Raw genomic sequence first — 13,504 nt, 5'->3', positions numbered from 1 at the left:
CCGAAGCTAGCCACGAGGTTTTTTGGCATTTGACAAGTGCACGCTGTTGAGTTCTCAAGGATCGGACGCACCCACCAACCCAGCCTCTCAGCCAGACCCGCAGGGCAACTTCACTATCTTATCTCCCCTGTTCGACTCTGTCAAATCGACGAGATCCGAACCAGAACGCCCCAGATCGAGATCCAGAACCGCTCCGAGGAGGCAGTCCTCCACCGCAGCCGAAGGCTGCATATCTTCCGCATCTCAGCCGGAGCTGAAGGGTGAGAAGGCGAGGTTGTTCTCCACTTGAGGGGGGTAAGGCTCTCAGCCTCTCCGACTCCCTGTGGGGCGAACAAGTAATAAGTTACGCGGGAACCACCATCCCGTCCAATCCACACCACACCCCGGGCGTGTCGCACCGAGAGATCCGCGTGATTCCGCGGATTTCCGGCGGATCAGGTCACCGGCGCCGTGCAGCCTGCACGACCACGCACACAAGGAGCGTGAGCATCCCCCAGACCGCGCACGCCGGCGGCAGCATCCGGTACCCGAGGTGGGCCGCGGTGAACTCGGCGTCCAACGGTCCGAACGCAGCAAGCCCCCAGACCCAGCCGACGATCAGCGCCACGGGAAGCGACAGCCACCACGTCCATCGCACCGACGCGGGCAGGACGCGGACGACCGCTCCCTCGCCCGCTCCCGACGGTGCCGGCGCGCTGCCGGGGGCCGCCCGCCGCCCGGGCTCGGCTGCATCGTCTCGGCGAACGAGCCACCAGAGCGTCCAGGTCGCGAGAATCGCCAGGCCGATCGTGCTCGAGCCGTGCTGCAGCCATTTGTACCCGGGGAACGGTCCCCACTGATCCGCGAGCACAGGCAGCACCGATGTGCCCCACCGACCCTCATGCGTGAAGAGATCCCAGACGATGTGGGTCGCGATGCCGATCGCGAGTGAAAGAAGCAGGAGCACTGTGCCGCGCCACGACGCGCGGGCCGACACCCCACTGACGGCGAACGTCTCACGCGCTCCCGCGATCGCACCGGCATCCCACTCCCCCGGAAGCCTCCGCGCGAGCCAGCCGGGCGAGAGCTCCCTGGTCGCGGGACGCAGCACGCAGCGCCACAGGAGCAGCAGCGCGAGCGCGACCAGCATCGTCGCAGGGAGCCATGAGAACGCGTGCGTTCGCCCATAGTCGAGACCGAAGAGGCCGCCGAGCGGAAGCCCCCGCACGAACAGCGGCAGATCGGGCGTCATCGCGCCGATCGCGATAGCCGCCGGCACCAGTGGTGTCCGCACGAAGGGCAGCGCAACGACCGCGTGGCTCGGCGTGAACGGCACGTGCTACCCGGTGACGAAAACGCCCGCGAGGGTCTTCTTGCCGCGGCGCAGTACCGACACCCCGCCTGGCAACGCTCCGGACACCGGGGTCGCCTCGTCCTGCACCCGCTCCCCGTCCATCGACACGCCACCCTGCGCGATCGCGCGTCGTCCCTCCGACAGACTCGCGACGAGGCCGGTGTCGACGAGCGCCTGCAGCACCGGCGTGCCGGAGGGCACCGACGCATTCGGCAGTTCCTCGAGGGCCTGGCGAAGCGTCACCTCGTCGAGCGTCGCGAGGTCGCCCTGTCCGAAGAGCGCCTCAGACGCGGCGATCACGGCGGCCGCGGCATCCGGTCCGTGCACGAAGGTCGTGGCCTCGAGAGCGAGACGTTTCTGCGCCGCACGACGGAAGGGCTCGGCAGCGACGAGCGCCTCGTATTCCTCGATCTCGGCACGAGAGAGGAAGGTGAAGACCTTCAGCCGCGAGATCACATCGCCGTCGTCGGTGTTCAGCCAGAACTGGTAGAAGCGGTACGGGCTGCACATCTCGGGATCGAGCCAGATCGCATTGCCCTCGCTCTTGCCGAACTTCGTGCCGTCGCTGTTCGTGATCAGCGGTGTGCCGATCGCATGTGCGGAGGCACCTTCGACACGGTGGATGAGATGCGTTCCGCTGGTGAGGTTTCCCCACTGGTCGCTGCCGCCGGTCTGCAGGACGCAGTCGTAGTGGCGATGGAGCTCGAGGAAGTCGAAGCCCTGCAGGATCTGGTAGCTGAACTCGGTGTAGCTGATCCCGGCCTCGGAGTTCAGACGGGACGCCACCGCATCCTTCTTGAGCATCGTCCCCACGCGGTAGTGCTTGCCGATCTCGCGCAGGAAGTCGATCGCCGACAGCGGTGCGGTCCAGTCCAGGTTGTTCACGATCCGCGCGGCATTGTCGCCCTCGAAGCTGAGGAACCGTTCGACCTGCGCGCGCAGGTACCCGACCCACTCTGCGACCGTCTCCTTGGTGTTCAGGGTGCGCTCGGCGGTGGGACGCGGGTCTCCGATGAGACCGGTGGACCCGCCGACGAGTCCCAGCGGTCTGTGACCCGCGAGCTGCAGACGTCGCAGAAGGAGCAGCTGCACGAGGTTTCCGAGGTGCAGGCTCGGGGCGGTGGGGTCGAAGCCGCAGTAGTACGTGATCGGGTCGCCCGACAGCAGCGCGCGCAACGCGTTCTGATCGGTGGACACATGCACGAGTCCGCGCCAGACGATCTCATCCCACACGTTCTCGAACGCGGGATCGTTGGCGGGCGCAGTCGCGCTCACGACGGTTTCAGACACGCGTGTCAGGTTATCAGCGCGGCGCAGGTCGACCTGCAGAGCGCGCATGCCGTGCCCGGTAGGAGGGGGCAGGGCGGCCCTCTCCACCGAAGTGGTGGATGCGAGCCGAGTCACGGATTCCCGACACTTCAGCTCGTGAGCTAATCAACTCTCGTCTTTAGTCCAGGTACTATCTCCGGTCAAGCATGTGAGCTAAACTCTGCATTGATTTAGATTCCACGCTAAAGGAGAACCGCATGTACGTCGTGACGGCCGACCAGCGGGACAGCCGGTCGAACGCCGATCTGGTTCCCGCCGCGATCGCCCACGTCAGCAACCGCGGCGGCACTGGACTGACACTCTCGCCTGAGCGCACCGCAGGCGACGAGATCCAGTTCGCCATCGCCGACGCGCAGGCACTCCTCGCCATCGTCCTCGATCTCACGCGGACCGGCACGTGGAGCGTCGGCGTCGGCGCGGGCGGCATCGAATCCCCTCTCCCCACGAGCGTGCGAGCCGCGCGCGGCGAAGCGTTCCTCAACGCCCGCGACGCCGTCGATCGAGCCAAGAAGGCGCCCACTCGCGTCGCCATCACCGCGTCACACGGCGGCGACGATGCCGAGGCCCTCGTCCGCCTGCTGATCGAACTGCGTGACCGCCGGAGCCCGGAGGGATGGGAGGTCTACGACCTCCTCGCGGCAGGTCACAGCCAGCGCGAGTCCGCGGCGAGGCTCGGCATCACTCAGGGCGCAGTGAGTCTGCGCGCCAAGGCCGCCGCGTTGCGCGCCGAGGAGGCCGCGGTCCCCGCGCTCGAGCGCGTACTCGAACGTCTCGATGCGCCATTCGACGAATCCGCCGGCCCGGGGTGACCCGACACGGCTGACAGGGCATCCATCGAGCGGATGCCGCTCCCCTGCCGCGTCGGTGGCTCATGTCAGACTGACGCCATGATCTCCCCCGACGTGCTGATCGTCGCCGCGCTGTCGATCTTCCTGTTCCTGGCGCTCTGCGGCGCACTGGTCCTCGTCGTGATCAGTCTGCGCCGACCAACCACGGTGCCGCTGATCGTCGCCGGTGTGCTGGTCGTGCTGTGCTTGCTCGTCGTGACGGTGTCACCGATCAACGTCCCACTGATCATCGGCCTCGCAATCGCCCTGCTCGGCACGGCGCTCGCTGTGCTCGGCGGCGATCCCGTGACTCGCCGGGTGCTCGAGATCGCGAGTCACGGCGCCGTTCAGGAGGGTGACAACGGCGGGATCCTGCTGCGTGCGCCGACGATCGCCGGCGGCTCCGAGGGCGCCGTGCGAGAGGTGCTGCGCGGCGGCACCACGATCGGCTACCTCGAGCGGGTCGCGGTGACGCTCGGAATCATCGCCGGTTTTCCCGAAGCCATCGCCGTCGTCGTCGCCCTCAAGGGCATCGGTCGCTTCTCCGAACTCGCCGCCCCCGAATCGCGCGAGCGCTTCATCATCGGCACGCTCGCGAGCCTGCTGTGGGCCTGCGTCGTCGCCGCGCTCGTGCGCCTCGCGATCTGGTGACCTGAGGGCCTGGCCGACAGGTTCCGGCGCGGCCGGATCTACAGACCGAGGGAGTGAGCGGCAGCCTGCACGCGTTCGATGAGTTCGCCGCGCTGCTCGGCGACGCGCACCGGAGCGGTGCCGCCGGCCCCGGTTCGGCTGGCCACCGAGCCCTCCACCGTCAGCACATCGCGCACCTCCGGTGCGAGATGGCTCGAAACGCCGGCGAGCTGCACATCGGAGACCTCGTGCAGCTCGATGCCGTTCTCCTCGCACACACGCACGAGGTGTCCCGAGATCTCGTGGGCGTCACGGAACGGCACGCCCCGCTTGACGAGCCACTCCGCCACATCGGTCGCGAGGGAGAAGCCCTGGGGAGCGAGCGCCGCCATGCGATCGGTGTCGAACCGCATCGTCGCGACCATTCCGGCGAACGCGGGCAGCACGGTCTCGAGAGTGCGCACCGAGTCGAAGACAGGCTCCTTGTCTTCCTGCAGGTCACGGTTGTACGCGAGCGGAAGAGCCTTGAGCGTCGCGAGCAGGCCGGTCAGGTTGCCGATCAATCGGCCGGCCTTGCCGCGCGCGAGCTCCGCGATATCGGGGTTCTTCTTCTGCGGCATGATGCTCGACCCGGTCGAGTAGCCGTCGTCGAGTCTGACGAAGCCGAACTCCCGGGTGTTCCAGATGATGATCTCTTCGGCGAACCGCGACACGTCGATCCCGATCATCGCGGTGATGAACGCGAACTCCGCGACGACATCACGCGCCGAGGTGCCATCGAGCGAGTTCTCCGCCGGGCGGTCGAGACCGAGTTCGCGCGCCACCAGCTGCGGGTCGAGACCGAGAGTCGATCCGGCGAGCGCCCCGCCGCCGTACGGCGACACCGACGCGCGTGCCGACCAGTCGCGCAGACGTTCGAGGTCGCGCACGAGAGGCCAGGCGTGGGCCTGGAGATGATGCGCGAGCAGCACCGGCTGCGCATGCTGCAGGTGTGTGCGGCCGGGCATGATCGCGTCGGGGTGGGCTTCCGCCTGTGAGACGAGCGCGTCGACGAGGCGCAGCAGCTCACGCGCGATCGTGCGCGAGTGGTCGAGCAGATACATCCGCACCAGGGTGGCGATCTGGTCATTGCGGCTGCGACCGGCACGCAGCTTGCCTCCGAGCTCGGCACCGACGGCGCCGATCAGCGCCTGCTCGAGTGCGCCGTGGACGTCTTCATCGGATGGCGAGGGTCGGAGCGTACCGTCGGTCACGCCCCGAGCGAGGGTGTCGAGACCCTCGTGCATCGCGCGCGCCTCATCGACGGTCAGGTAACCGGCGGCGGCGAGCGCCTTTGCGTGAGCATGCGAGCCGGCGATGTCGTAGAGTGCGAGATCCCAGTCGAAATGCGTCGAGCGACTCAGCTCTGCCAGTTCCGGAGAAGGCCCCGTCGCGAATCGGGCGCCCCACAGCGCGCCCTCGTTGGTGCCGTCACCCTTGGAATCACTCACCGCCCCAGCCTACCGACGGTGCTGCCTGCTCGCCGCGCAGCGGGCATGCCACTCCCCCCAGGAACGACCGAGGCTGCCGCGGTCGACGCTCGCTTCGCCTCGCCGCGGGTACGGACTCCGCACACCAGCGAACGCGCCGGAGCGAGGGATTCAGCGGACGGCGCTGCGCTGCCCGTCACCCACCGCGAACTTCGCAGCACGATCGAGTGCCGTCTCGAGGAGCCCTCGTCCCGCGAGCAGCGCCCATGCGGTGCAGAACACGATGGTTCCGAGCGTGAGCGGCCAGAACGGTTCGAGCGCGCGGAAACCGGCCAGATCGCCGGAGTCGCCGAGTTCGGCGCCCGCGACAGCGGCCCAGACGACGAGTTGCAGTGTGTAGGCGGTGAGCGGCATCGCCCCCACCGCACGCAGCGGGAGCACGACGAACGTCAGCACCGTTCGGCACAGCAGCAGGCTCGCACCCAGCACGGCCAGCGCGAAGCCCCCGGATCCGATGACCTCCAGCAGTCCTGTCGAGTGCGCTCGCGCGGTCCACAGGGCACCGTCGAACGAGAGCAGTTCCGCCGCCTCGCCGGACCCGATCGCGGCATCGATCCCGTAGCCGAGCACGGCGAGCGCTGCGCCGGCACCGAGGAGCCAGCACTGCACGCGCAGGCGCCGGACATCCGCGCGGGCGACTCCCATGCCTGCCACGACGAACGCGATCCACGTCGTGAAGGGGTAATGCCAGCCGATGGCCAGCGACAGCGCACTGCCGGGCGACGTGTTCCACAGCGGCAACGCATCGAGCAGAACCTGCACGAAAGGCATCACGACCGCGAGGACGGCGGCCAGCGGCAGCAGCACCCGCGGCCCGAATCCGGTCAGCGGAATGGCGAGCAGGAACAGGATGGCGTAGGCGGGGAGGATGACGTACACCGGTACACCGGTGAGGATCAACGCCACGCCGAGGAGCCACAGCAGCCCGGCTCGGACTGCGATCCGCCGATCGGCGATGCTGCGGGCTCTGCCCTGCAGCGCGGTGCGACCTCCGGTCATGAGGCCGAGGGATACTCCGGCGAGCGTCGCGAACAAGATCGATGAGCGCCCCTCGACGACGGCGATCCACGTGCCCGGATCGGCGAAGTCGAACGGTTCCTCGATCCACAGCAGATGCGCCGCGAACATGCCGAGCACCGCGAGTCCACGCGCAAGGTCCACGCCGCCGACCCGCTGGGGGCCGTTGAGGCGGTCCCACTCCGTGCGCGGCCAGGTCGGCGGCTTCGTCTCGGTTCGCCCACTCACCCGCCAGGAGCCCTCTCGATCGTTCGAGCCGTCTTCACTCAGTCCTGGCGCAGCAGCCAGACGAGCAGGGCCTTCTGGGCGTGGAGCCGGTTCTCGGCCTCGTCCCACACCACGCTCTGAGGTCCGTCGATCACCTGGGCATCGACCTCATACCCGCGATCGGCCGGCAGGCAGTGGATGAAGATCGCGTCGTCCTTCGCCAGCGCCATGAGGTCCTGGGTGACCTTGTAGGCGCCGAGATCGCGCAGACGTGCGAGCTTCTCCTCCTCTTTTCCCATCGACACCCATGTGTCGGTGACGATGACATCGGCGCCTGCCGCCGCCTCGACGGCGTCGGTGTACAGCGTGACGGAGCCGCCCGTCTCGGCCGCGCGTCGGTCCGCGTCGGCGATGACGTCGTCGCGGGGGGCGTAGGCCTCCGGCGAGGCGACCCGCACGTGCATGCCGGCGGTCACGCCGGCCAGGACGTACGAATGCGCCATGTTCGACATGCCGTCGCCGAAGAACGAGAGCGTGAGGCCTTTGAGCTCGCCCTTGTGCTCTTTGATCGTGAGCAGGTCCGCCAGTAGCTGGCACGGGTGAAAGTCATCACTGAGGGCGTTGACGACGGGCACGCGGGTGCCGCGCGCCATCTCTTCGAGACCGGCCTGCGCGTAGGTGCGCCACACGATCGCCGCAACCTGTCGCTCGAGCACGCGCGCCGTATCGGACGGCGTCTCTTTGCCACCGAGCTGACTGTTCGCCGTCGAGATGATGAGCGGCGATCCGCCGAGATCGGCGATACCCACCGCGAAGGAGACGCGGGTGCGGGTCGAGGACTTGTCGAAGATGACGGCCACGGTCTGCGGACCCTCGAGGGTCTTCAGCTTCCAGCGGTCCTTCTTCAGCGCGATCGCCAGATCGAGGATCTCGTCCTGTTCGGCCTGCGAAAGATCATCGTCGCGCAACAGGTGGCGGGTCATGCGGGGACCTCCGTCGGGGTCTCGAGAAGAAGCGCGTCTTCGACCGTGCGCAGAGCTGCGGTGAAGAGCGCGACGAACTCGTCGATCTCCACGTCGCCGATCGTGAGTGCGGGCACGAGCCGGATCGTCTCGTCGTTGGGGGCGTTGATCACGAGGCCGTGTTCCTGCGCGGCGGCGACGACCGCCTTCGCGATCGGATGCGTCAGAGCCACCCCGAGGAGCAATCCGCGCCCGCGGACGCCGCCGATCAGCGCCGAGTCGATTCCGAGGATCGCGCTGCGAAGCTGCTCGCCCCGCTCCGCCGCATTCTGCACGAGGCCGGCTCGCTCGATCTCGCCGACGACGGCTCCGGCGACCGCGGTGCCCAGTGCGTTGCCGCCGAACGTCGAACCGTGTGTGCCCGGGTAGAAGAGCTCGCTCGCCGCGCCGTACGTGATGAGCGCGCCGATCGGGAACCCGCCGCCGATGCCCTTGGCGACGGTGATGGCGTCCGGGGTGATCCCCTCGTGCTGGAAGGCGAACCATTCCCCGGTGCGGCCGGCACCGGTCTGGATCTCGTCGATGATCAGCAGGACGCCGTGGCGCTCGGTGATCTCGCGGGCCGCACGCAGGAAGCCCGCAGGCAACTCGAGGACGCCCGCCTCGCCCTTCACCGGTTCGATGAACAGCGCGGCGACCCGGTCGTCGATCGCCGCTTCGAGCGCCTCGATCGTGGAGTCGATGAACTCGACACCCGGCGTCATCGGGAGGAACGGCTCCTGCATCCACGGCTTCCCGGTCAGCGCCAGCGTGCCCATGGTGCGGCCATGGAAGGCATCCGTGAGCGCCAGGATGCGTGGGCGATCGCTGCCGCCATGGAGGCGGGCCAGCTTGAAGGCCGCTTCGTTCGCTTCGGCACCGGAGTTGCCGAAGTAGACGCGGCCGCCATCGCCCGTTCCTGCGACGCGCTTCAGCATCGCGGCGAGCGCGAGCTGCGGCGGCGTCGCGAAGTAGTTCGAGACATGGGCGAGCGTCGCGGCCTGAGTCGCGATGGCCTCCACGAACACCGGGTGGGCGTGGCCGAGCGAATCGACCGCGATGCCCGCGAGGAAGTCGAGGTATCTCGTGCCCTCGGCATCCCACAAGTAGGATCCTTCACCGCGGACGAACATCGCCATCCGCTCGCCGAAGCTGCGTACGAGGTCGCGCCCCGCGTCATCCTGCCACGTCATCCGAGTACCACCTCTGTTCCGATTCCCTTACTGGTGAAGATCTCCACGAGCACCGAGTGCGGCACCCTCCCGTCGATGATCGCGGCCGTCTCGACGCCGCCTTCGACGGCCTCCAGACACGCCGCCATCTTCGGGATCATGCCCGATTCCAGTCGCGGCAGCATCGCGCGCAGCTCGGTCGAGTTCAGGTGCGAGACGAGCGAGTCGCGGTCCGGCCAGTCGGCGTACAGACCCGCGACGTCGGTGAGCACCACGAGCTTCGCGGCGCCGAGAGCGACAGCGAGAGCGGATGCCGCGGCATCCGCATTCACATTCAGCGAGTGCCCCGGGTGGTCGAGATCCGGCGCGATGCTCGAGACCACGGGGATCCGGCCCGCCGCGAGCTGATCGAGCACCGGCTGCGGATCGACCTCGACGACATCGCCGACACGGCCGAGGTCGTGCTCGACCCCCTCGATCACCACGCCGCGGCGCCGCCCGCCGAACAGTCCGGCGTCCTCGCCGCTCAAGCCCGCCGCCACGGGGCCATGAGCATTGATCTTGCCGACCAGCTGCGGATTGATCTGCCCGGTGAGCACCATGCGCACCACCGAGATCGCCTCGGTGGAGGTGACCCGGTAGCCGCCCTTGAACTCGCTCGGGATCGCGAGGCGATCGAGCATCGACGAGATCTGCGGTCCTCCGCCGTGAACCACGACCGGCTTCACCCCGACGTAGCGGAGATAGGCGATGTCGGCGGCGAAAGCATCTTGGAGCTCTTCGCTCACCATCGCGTTGCCGCCATACTTCACGACGACGATCTGATCGTGGAAGCGGCGCAACCACGGCAGCGACTCTACGAGAGTCGCTGCCCGGACCGAGGCCTCGTCGGGATCGGTGTCCTGGATGTCTGTCATGAGGAATAGGCGCTGTTCTCGTGGACGTAGTCGTGCGTGAGGTCATTGGTGAGGATCGTGGCCGCCGCCGCGCCGATCTTCAGGTCGATCAGCAGATCGGTGGCGCGGGGGGTGAGATCGACGTCCTCACGAGGGCGGTCAGGGCCGCCCGCGGTGCACACCCGCACCCCGTTCATCCAGACGTCCACGTCATACGGATCGAAAGCTGCGTCAGTGGTGCCGATGGCGGCGAGCACACGGCCCCAGTTGGGGTCGTTGCCGAAGATCGCGGCCTTGAAAAGGTTGTTGCGCGCGACCGAGCGCCCCACCTCGACGGCATCGTCCTCGGAGAGCGCGTTGATCACCTCGATCGTGATGTCGTGGCTCGCGCCCTCGGCATCGCCCTGGAGCTGCTTCGCGAGGTCCTGACTCACCTCGGCGAGCGCGGCGGCGAACTCGTCGAAGTCGGGCGTGATGCCGGACGCGCCGCTCACCATCAGCGTGACCTGGTCGTTCGTCGACATGCAGCCGTCGGAGTCGAGGCGGTCGAACGTGCGGCCCGTGGCGTTTCGAAGGGCAGCGTCGGCCTGGGCCGCGTCGAGCACGGCGTCGGTCGTGATGACGACGAGCATCGTCGCAAGGCCCGGCGCCAGCATGCCCGCGCCCTTCGCCATGCCGCCGATCGACCAGCCGTCCCGTTCGGCGACCGCGCGCTTGGGGCGGGAGTCCGTCGTCATGATCGCGAGGGATGCCGCCTCGCCGCCGTCGGCCGAGAGCTCGGCGATGCCGTGCTCGGTGCCGGCGAGCACCTTCGCGCGGAAGACGTCGTCGCCGGTGCCGATGAGGCCGGTCGAGCACACGACGATGTCGCCGGCACTCACACCGAGCAGTTGCGCCGCCTTCTCCGCCGTCTGGTGCGTCGTCTGGAAGCCGAACGATCCGGTGAAGCAGTTCGCGCCGCCCGAATTGAGCACGATCGCCTCGACCACGCCATCCTGAACCACCTGCTGCGACCACATGATGGGATTCGCCTTGGCACGGTTCGAGGTGAAGACCGCGGCTCCCACCTTGAGCGGCCCGCGGTTCACGACGACGGCGACGTCGGGCTTGCCGGTCGACTTGAGTCCGACGGCGACGCCGGCAGCCTCGAATCCCTGGGGCGCGGTGACACTCACGGCGCGACTCCGTTCACGGTCAGGCCGGTACCTTCTGCGAGGCCCAGCGCGATATTCATTGACTGCACGGCTGCGCCGGCGGTGCCCTTGACAAGATTGTCGACCGCCGTCACGACGACGACGCGGTTCGCTGCACGATCGATCGCGAGGCCGATCAGCGCGGTGTTCGCACCGAGCACATCGGCAGTACGCGGGAATTGGCCCTCGGGCAGCAACTGGACGAACGTCTCGTCGCCGTACGCGGCCTCCCATGCGCCGCGGATCTCGGCATCCGTCGCGTCGTTCACGATCGGGGCGGTCGAGGTCGCGAGGATCCCGCGCGCCATCGGCACGAGCACCGGCGTGAACGAGATGCGGATGCCGTCGTCGGGGCCGGTGACTCCGGCACCGGCGTGTGTCGCACGGGCGGCGACCAGCGCCTGGCGGATCTCGGGGATGTGCCGGTGCGTGCCGCCGACTGCGTACGGATTGGCGGAGCCGAGGATCTCGCTCGCGAGGAGGTTGGTCTTCAGGCTCTTGCCGGCGCCCGAAGGACCGACGGCGAGCACCGTCACGATGTCGCCCGGGTCGATGACACCGGCGGCGACCCCCGGCGCGAGGCTGAGCGAAACGGTCGACGCGTTGCATCCGGGAGCTGCGATGCGCGACGCCCCGATCAGGCGTTCGCGCTGTTTCGCCCCGGCGACCACGAGCTCAGGCACCCCGTACACCCACGGTTCGTGGAAGTTGCCACCGTAGAACTGTTCCCAGTCCGTGACGGACTCGAGCCGGTGATCGGCCCCTGCGTCGATGACGAGAGCGGTGTCGCCGAGGGCGTCGGTGTATTGCCCCGACTGACCGTGCGGGAGGGCCAGGAACACGATGTCATGCCCTGCCAGCACTTCGGACGTGGTGTCTGAGAGCGTGAGGTGCTCGAGGGAGCGCAGGTGTGGCTGATGCCGGATGAGCGGCTGTCCCGCGTTGGAATGCGCGGTCACGGTGCGGATCTCGACGTCGGGATGCGCGGCGAGGATCCGCAGGATCTCGCCGCCCGCATAACCGGATGCGCCGGAGACGGCGACCGAATATGTCATGGATTCCACCTTAGAGTCTGGGCTGCCCTTCGACGGGCTCGGGACGACACGGCGACACCCACTCGGGTCCACGAGGGGACCTCATGCGGGGTCGCCTAGAGTCGGCGGCCGCGAGTGTTCAGGCGGAGGTGACGTCGGCGCACGGGAGAGACGCTCGGAACGAGCGTCTCGGATCCCTGGGTGGCCGAAGGCATGCGCCGACCATACTGGCCGGGCAGCGGCATCCGCAAATCGACGCCCGGGTTCAGGCCGCGAGCTCCGCCAGCAGAGCGAGCTCGTCGGGGCGCGACAGCCCGGCACGCCGCTCGCGGTCCAGACCACGGGCGCGTTCGTCGGCGAGGGTGCGTTCGAGCGTCTCTCGCAGGGGGCGCAGGCGTCCGCCCAGCAAGCGGTAGACGGCGTTCGAGCGGGTCCAAAAGCCCGGCATCTCGCGCGGCAGCCACAGCGGCAGTGAGCGTGACCCCGTCCAGTACGCGACGTCGTGGGCTTCCAGCCAGTCGTCTGAGGCCGTGGCCGTCCGGCCGTCATGCCCCGCCACGGAGCGAGCCTCACGCATCAGTCCACCGAGAGCCACCGGGTCACCGACGGCGTTCGCGACTCCCGTCCACCGCTCACGGCCGATCGCCTGCACGAACTCAGCGAGATCGTCGACGTCGATCACCTGCGCGCCGCGGCCGCCCGCGTCCGGCACGAGCACGTCGGCGCCCGCAGCGAGTGCGAAGCGCGCGACCCAGTAGCCGAAACGATCGGTGGGATCACCGGGTCCCGCGATCAACCCGGGGCGCACGATCGCCGAGCGAAACCCCAGGGCGGATCGAACGGACGCCTCGGCCTCGGCCTTCGCCCGCCCGTAGTCCGCTTCCTCGTCGGGGCCGGCGGGGGTCAACAGCTCGGCCGACTCGTCAGCGCCGGGCCGATCGTTCGCGGCATAGACCGACACGGTCGAGACATAGGTCCAGTGCTTCGCGCGGTCTCCGATCGCATCGATCGCCGCGGCCACGTGCACAGGGTTCGAAGAGACATCGACGACCTCGTCCCATTCCCGGTCCGCCACTTCGGCATACGGTTCCGGTCCGTCGCGGTCGGCCACGACGAGTGTCGCACCGTCGGGTGCGGGTCGACCACCTCGAGCGAGGCACGTGACGGATGCCCGGGCGGCGGCCACGGCACCGGAAGCTCCGAGCGACGCGGCGGCGGTGCGTGGAGCAGCCGCGGGGGCCATCCACTGCTCTGCGATGCGTGCGCTCAACCAGCCCGTTCCGCCCAGCACCAGCACGTCGGTCATGGCACCACCCAATCAGACGAGCCGGCACAG

The 13,504-nt window shown here is 68.5% G+C and carries 12 protein-coding genes; 2 read left to right on the top strand and 10 right to left on the bottom strand.

The features are described from left to right. Nucleotides 1–439 precede the first annotated feature (439 nt). Together KEC57_RS17030 and tyrS are read right to left on the bottom strand one after the other, a co-directional pair. Nucleotides 440–1,315 (bottom strand): DUF4184 family protein, encoded by an 876-nt coding sequence (locus KEC57_RS17030; protein ID WP_308187614.1) that lies wholly within the window; start codon nucleotides 1,313–1,315, stop codon nucleotides 440–442. A gap of 3 nt (nucleotides 1,316–1,318) precedes the next feature. Continuing rightward, nucleotides 1,319–2,623, bottom strand: coding sequence for a tyrosine--tRNA ligase (gene tyrS, locus KEC57_RS17025; protein ID WP_229385886.1), 1,305 nt, complete (start codon nucleotides 2,621–2,623; stop codon nucleotides 1,319–1,321). Nucleotides 2,624–2,859: 236 nt separating this feature from the next. On the opposite strand from tyrS, the gene KEC57_RS17020 reads away from it, so the two are divergent. Then, complete coding sequence (locus KEC57_RS17020; protein WP_229385885.1) at nucleotides 2,860–3,471, top strand: DNA-binding protein; 612 nt, start codon at nucleotides 2,860–2,862, stop codon at nucleotides 3,469–3,471. A 78-nt stretch (nucleotides 3,472–3,549) separates the two neighbouring features. Further along, nucleotides 3,550–4,140 carry a hypothetical protein gene (locus KEC57_RS17015; protein WP_229385884.1) on the top strand — a complete coding sequence of 197 codons (591 nt, stop codon included), beginning with the start codon at nucleotides 3,550–3,552 and terminating at the stop codon, nucleotides 4,138–4,140. A gap of 38 nt (nucleotides 4,141–4,178) precedes the next feature. Here KEC57_RS17015 and argH read toward each other — a convergent pair whose 3' ends face one another. The 8 genes from argH to KEC57_RS16975 form a co-directional block, all read right to left on the bottom strand. Then, nucleotides 4,179–5,609 carry an argininosuccinate lyase gene (gene argH / locus KEC57_RS17010; protein WP_229385883.1) on the bottom strand — a complete coding sequence of 477 codons (1,431 nt, stop codon included), beginning with the start codon at nucleotides 5,607–5,609 and terminating at the stop codon, nucleotides 4,179–4,181. Between the two features lie 150 nt (nucleotides 5,610–5,759). Further along, complete coding sequence (locus tag KEC57_RS17005) at nucleotides 5,760–6,893, bottom strand: heparan-alpha-glucosaminide N-acetyltransferase domain-containing protein (RefSeq protein ID WP_229385882.1); 1,134 nt, start codon at nucleotides 6,891–6,893, stop codon at nucleotides 5,760–5,762. 38 nt (nucleotides 6,894–6,931) lie between these two features. Next, entirely contained in the window at nucleotides 6,932–7,855 is a 924-nt protein-coding gene (gene argF, locus KEC57_RS17000) for an ornithine carbamoyltransferase (RefSeq protein WP_229385881.1), read from the bottom strand. Then, entirely contained in the window at nucleotides 7,852–9,066 is a 1,215-nt protein-coding gene (locus tag KEC57_RS16995; RefSeq protein ID WP_229385880.1) for an acetylornithine transaminase, read from the bottom strand. The genes argF and KEC57_RS16995 overlap by 4 nt, the downstream gene beginning before the upstream one ends. Next, complete coding sequence (gene argB / locus KEC57_RS16990; protein ID WP_229385879.1) at nucleotides 9,063–9,962, bottom strand: acetylglutamate kinase; 900 nt, start codon at nucleotides 9,960–9,962, stop codon at nucleotides 9,063–9,065. The genes KEC57_RS16995 and argB overlap by 4 nt, the downstream gene beginning before the upstream one ends. After that, nucleotides 9,959–11,116, bottom strand: coding sequence for a bifunctional glutamate N-acetyltransferase/amino-acid acetyltransferase ArgJ (argJ, locus tag KEC57_RS16985; protein WP_229385878.1), 1,158 nt, complete (start codon nucleotides 11,114–11,116; stop codon nucleotides 9,959–9,961). The genes argB and argJ overlap by 4 nt, the downstream gene beginning before the upstream one ends. Continuing rightward, nucleotides 11,113–12,189 carry an N-acetyl-gamma-glutamyl-phosphate reductase gene (gene argC, locus KEC57_RS16980; protein ID WP_229385877.1) on the bottom strand — a complete coding sequence of 359 codons (1,077 nt, stop codon included), beginning with the start codon at nucleotides 12,187–12,189 and terminating at the stop codon, nucleotides 11,113–11,115. The genes argJ and argC overlap by 4 nt, the downstream gene beginning before the upstream one ends. Before the next feature lie 244 nt (nucleotides 12,190–12,433). Then, nucleotides 12,434–13,474, bottom strand: coding sequence for an NAD-dependent epimerase/dehydratase family protein (locus KEC57_RS16975; RefSeq protein WP_229385876.1), 1,041 nt, complete (start codon nucleotides 13,472–13,474; stop codon nucleotides 12,434–12,436). Nucleotides 13,475–13,504 lie beyond the last annotated feature (30 nt).

The sequence above is a fragment of the Microbacterium allomyrinae genome, assembly GCF_020682705.1.
Taxonomy (GTDB): Bacteria; Actinomycetota; Actinomycetes; order Actinomycetales; family Microbacteriaceae; genus Microbacterium; species Microbacterium allomyrinae.
The sequence above is the reverse complement of the archived record's forward strand: the minus strand, read 5'-3'. Positions and strand labels throughout refer to the sequence as shown.

What these genes read in the sequence shown, in the direction of transcription:
- argB (WP_229385879.1), bottom strand. Translation starts at nt 9,962, where the DNA reads ATGACAGACATCCAGGACACCGATCCCGACGAGGCCTCGGTCCGGGCA.
- KEC57_RS16995 (WP_229385880.1), bottom strand. Translation starts at nt 9,066, where the DNA reads ATGACGTGGCAGGATGACGCGGGGCGCGACCTCGTACGCAGCTTCGGC.
- argC (WP_229385877.1), bottom strand. Translation starts at nt 12,189, where the DNA reads ATGACATATTCGGTCGCCGTCTCCGGCGCATCCGGTTATGCGGGCGGC.
- KEC57_RS17020 (WP_229385885.1), top strand. Translation starts at nt 2,860, where the DNA reads ATGTACGTCGTGACGGCCGACCAGCGGGACAGCCGGTCGAACGCCGAT.
- KEC57_RS17015 (WP_229385884.1), top strand. Translation starts at nt 3,550, where the DNA reads ATGATCTCCCCCGACGTGCTGATCGTCGCCGCGCTGTCGATCTTCCTG.
- argF (WP_229385881.1), bottom strand. Translation starts at nt 7,855, where the DNA reads ATGACCCGCCACCTGTTGCGCGACGATGATCTTTCGCAGGCCGAACAG.
- KEC57_RS16975 (WP_229385876.1), bottom strand. Translation starts at nt 13,474, where the DNA reads ATGACCGACGTGCTGGTGCTGGGCGGAACGGGCTGGTTGAGCGCACGC.